Origin of the sequence: Bradyrhizobium sp., from assembly GCF_036009065.1 — a bacterium.
In the GTDB taxonomy this organism is placed as follows: domain Bacteria; phylum Pseudomonadota; class Alphaproteobacteria; order Rhizobiales; family Xanthobacteraceae; genus Bradyrhizobium.
Map to the genome: position 1 here is coordinate 1 of NZ_DASYMN010000347.1, position 2,805 is coordinate 2,805.

Sequence of the window (2,805 nt, forward strand, 5' to 3'; positions counted from 1 at the left end):
GCTCGACCGCACCTATATCGGGCGGACATTCTGCGTCGTGGTGATGGCGGGGCTCGGCAGCATGACCGGCACGCTGGTCGCCGGCATCATCCTCGGCGTCGCCGAAACCATCGTCCTGACCCTGTTCGGCGCCTCCTGGGCGCCGGCCATTTCGTTCGGGATGCTGCTCGCCGTACTCGCCGTGCGGCCGCAGGGCCTGTTCGGCAGGCGATCATGAAGCGGTACGGCATCTTTTTCTGGTCAGGGGCGGCGCTGTTTCTCGCAGCCTGCTTGCTGATGACGCAGGTCGTCACCAACCAGTATCCTTTCTTTGCCGCTTATGTGATCCTGCAATTCATGGTGCTTGCGGTGGCCTGGAGCATCCTCGGCGGCTATGCCGGCTACGTGAATTTCGGCACCAGCGCGTTTTTCGGCATCGGTGTCTATACCGCCGTTTTCCTGGTCAAGGCGTTTGGCGCGCCGCTCGCCGTGCAGATCGCGGCCGCGGCCGCCATCGGCGCGTTGATGGGGTTCGCGCTGGGCCTTTTGACCTTGCGCATGCAGGGAATCTTCTTCTCGATCGCGACCATTGCGCTGACCATCGTCATCGAGACGACCATCACCAACTGGCGATATGTCGGCGGCGCGGCCGGCATTCAGTTGCAGCGGCCGATGGTTATGGAGCCATTCAACCATTACGTGCAGATGCTGTTTTTCGTCCAGGCGCTGCTCGTGGTGCTGGCGATTGCGATCTCGCGCTACATCCATAATTCCTGGATCGGCCGCGGCTTGCAGGCGCTCCGGGACGACGAGCTCGCCGCGGAATGCACCGGCGTGCCGACGCTGCGGCTGAAGCTTACGGCGTGCGTCGTCTCCGGCGCGCTGATGTGCGCGGCCGGCGCCCCCGCCGCGATGTACCTGCAATACGCGGATCCCTCGTCGGCGTTCAATCTCAATTACTCGGTCTCGGTGCTGGCGATGTCGCTGATCGGCGGGACCGCGCATTGGGCAGGCCCGGTGGTCGGCGCGATCCTGCTTGGCACCACGCAGCAATTGCTAACCGTCACCATCTCGTCGGAAGTCAACGTGCTGGTGCTCGGCGTGATGCTGGTGGTGTTCGTGGTGGCAGCACCGGAGGGCATCATCGGCCTGGTCCGAAGGGTTCGCCGCAATCGTAGCGGGGGCAAACCGTGATGCCCCTTGAAACCCAGGCACCCTTGCTGCGGATATCCGCGTTGACCAAACGTTTCGGCGGCTTCACCGCGCTCGACAATATCAGCGTCGAGATTCGTCCGGGCGAGCGTTTTGGCCTGATCGGCCCGAACGGCTCGGGAAAGACCACGCTGATCAACTGCATTTCCGGCGCGTTCCGTACCGAACCCGGCACCGTGGTGTTCCGTGACGAGGACATCACGCGGTTGCAGCCGCACATGCGCACCCGCCGCGGCATTGCGCGCAGCTTCCAGATCCCGCGGCCGTTCAAGAGCATGACGGTCGCCGAAAACCTCATGGTTGCGCTCGACTTCGCGGCGGTCACCGACGAACACGCCTCGACCGCGCAACGGCGCGACACCATGATGTCGATCCTGACCCGGATGGGTCTCGTATCGAAGGCGAACGTGCCGGCGACAAAACTCAGCCAGGTGGAATTGCGCAAGATGGAGCTCGCCCGCGCAATGGCGACGCACCCAAAGCTGCTGATTTCCGACGAGGCCATGGCCGGCCTCTCCAGCTCAGAGGTCGACGAGGTGCTCGATCTGCTCATGAGCTTTGCGCGAGAGGACATCACGATCATCATGATCGAGCACATCATGCAGGCAGTGATGCGTTTTTCGGACCGCGTGATGTGTCTCGACGCCGGCAAGATCATCGCGATCGGCACGCCGGCCGAAGTCATGGCCAACAAGCGCGTGCAGGAGGCCTACCTTGGCACTTAGCCTTGCCATCAACGGCCTTGATGCGGGGTACGGCGCCGTCAAAGCGCTGCGCGGGTTAACGCTCCATGTCGAGGCCGGCGAGACCGTCGCCTTGCTCGGCACGAACGGCAACGGCAAGAGCACGCTGATGAAGTGCGTCGCCGGCCTGGTCCGGCCGACGCGTGGCAGCATGTCGTTGACCATCGATGGTGTGGCGCACGATCTGACCCGGCTGTCGGTGGAGGGCATCGTCGATCTCGGCGTGGCGCTGGTGCCGGAGGGGCGGCGGCTGTTTCCGAGGTTGACGGTGAAGGAAAACCTGATGCTGGGCGCGTTCCGCAAGGCCGCCCGGCAGAACATCGACCGCAATCTCGCGCTCGCCTTCGAAACCTTTCCGGCGCTGAAGGAACTGCAGGGCCAACTCGCCGGCACCATGTCGGGCGGCCAGCAACAGATGCTGGCGATCGCCCGCGCGCTGATGTCCTCGCCACGCCTGTTGTTGATCGATGAGCCTTCGGTAGGCCTGTCGCCGCTCTTGGTCTCGCAGACCATCGCCAAGATCGGCGAGCTCAATCGGCATCTCGGCCTGACCGTGCTGATGGCGGAGCAGAACTTCAACCAGGCGATCCGCATCGCCGATCGCGGCTACATCATCGTCCACGGCGAAATCGTCGTCGCCGCCGATTCGGTCGACGAATTGCAAGGCAACGACATCGTCAAGCGGCTGTATCTCGGCGGGGTGGCGTGATGCCTTCTCTTACCTGTCCCCGCAGGGGAGAGGTAAGAAAAGTACTCACGCCGCCCCGCCGAGATACAGCCGCTTGACGATATCGTTGCCGCGCAGTTCGTCGACCGAATCCGCCGTGACGACGATTTCGCCGTGGACGATGATGTAGCCGCGGCTGGCGAT

The 2,805-nt window shown here is 63.6% G+C and carries 3 protein-coding genes and 1 pseudogene; all 4 read left to right on the top strand.

What is annotated here, in order from left to right:
* Positions 1-217 (top strand): annotated as a pseudogene (locus VGP39_RS21280) (branched-chain amino acid ABC transporter permease); the annotation flags it as partial.
* The gene (locus VGP39_RS21285; protein WP_327570070.1) at positions 214-1,173 is read left to right on the top strand and encodes a branched-chain amino acid ABC transporter permease; all 960 of its coding nucleotides are present in this window, start codon (positions 214-216) and stop codon (positions 1,171-1,173) included. The pseudogene VGP39_RS21280 and the gene VGP39_RS21285, both read left to right, overlap by 4 nt.
* Before the next feature lie 41 nt (positions 1,174-1,214).
* Complete coding sequence (locus VGP39_RS21290) at positions 1,215-1,916, top strand: ABC transporter ATP-binding protein (protein ID WP_327570071.1); 702 nt, start codon at positions 1,215-1,217, stop codon at positions 1,914-1,916.
* A complete protein-coding gene (locus VGP39_RS21295) occupies positions 1,906-2,643 on the top strand; it encodes an ABC transporter ATP-binding protein (RefSeq protein WP_327570072.1) in 738 nt (245 codons plus the stop codon). Before VGP39_RS21290 ends, VGP39_RS21295 begins: the two co-directional genes overlap by 11 nt.
* Positions 2,644-2,805: the final 162 nt, after the last annotated feature.

Coding starts and splice junctions, on each gene's coding strand:
- VGP39_RS21285 (WP_327570070.1), top strand. CDS start 214: ATGAAGCGGTACGGCATCTTTTTCTGGTCAGGGGCGGCGCTGTTTCTC.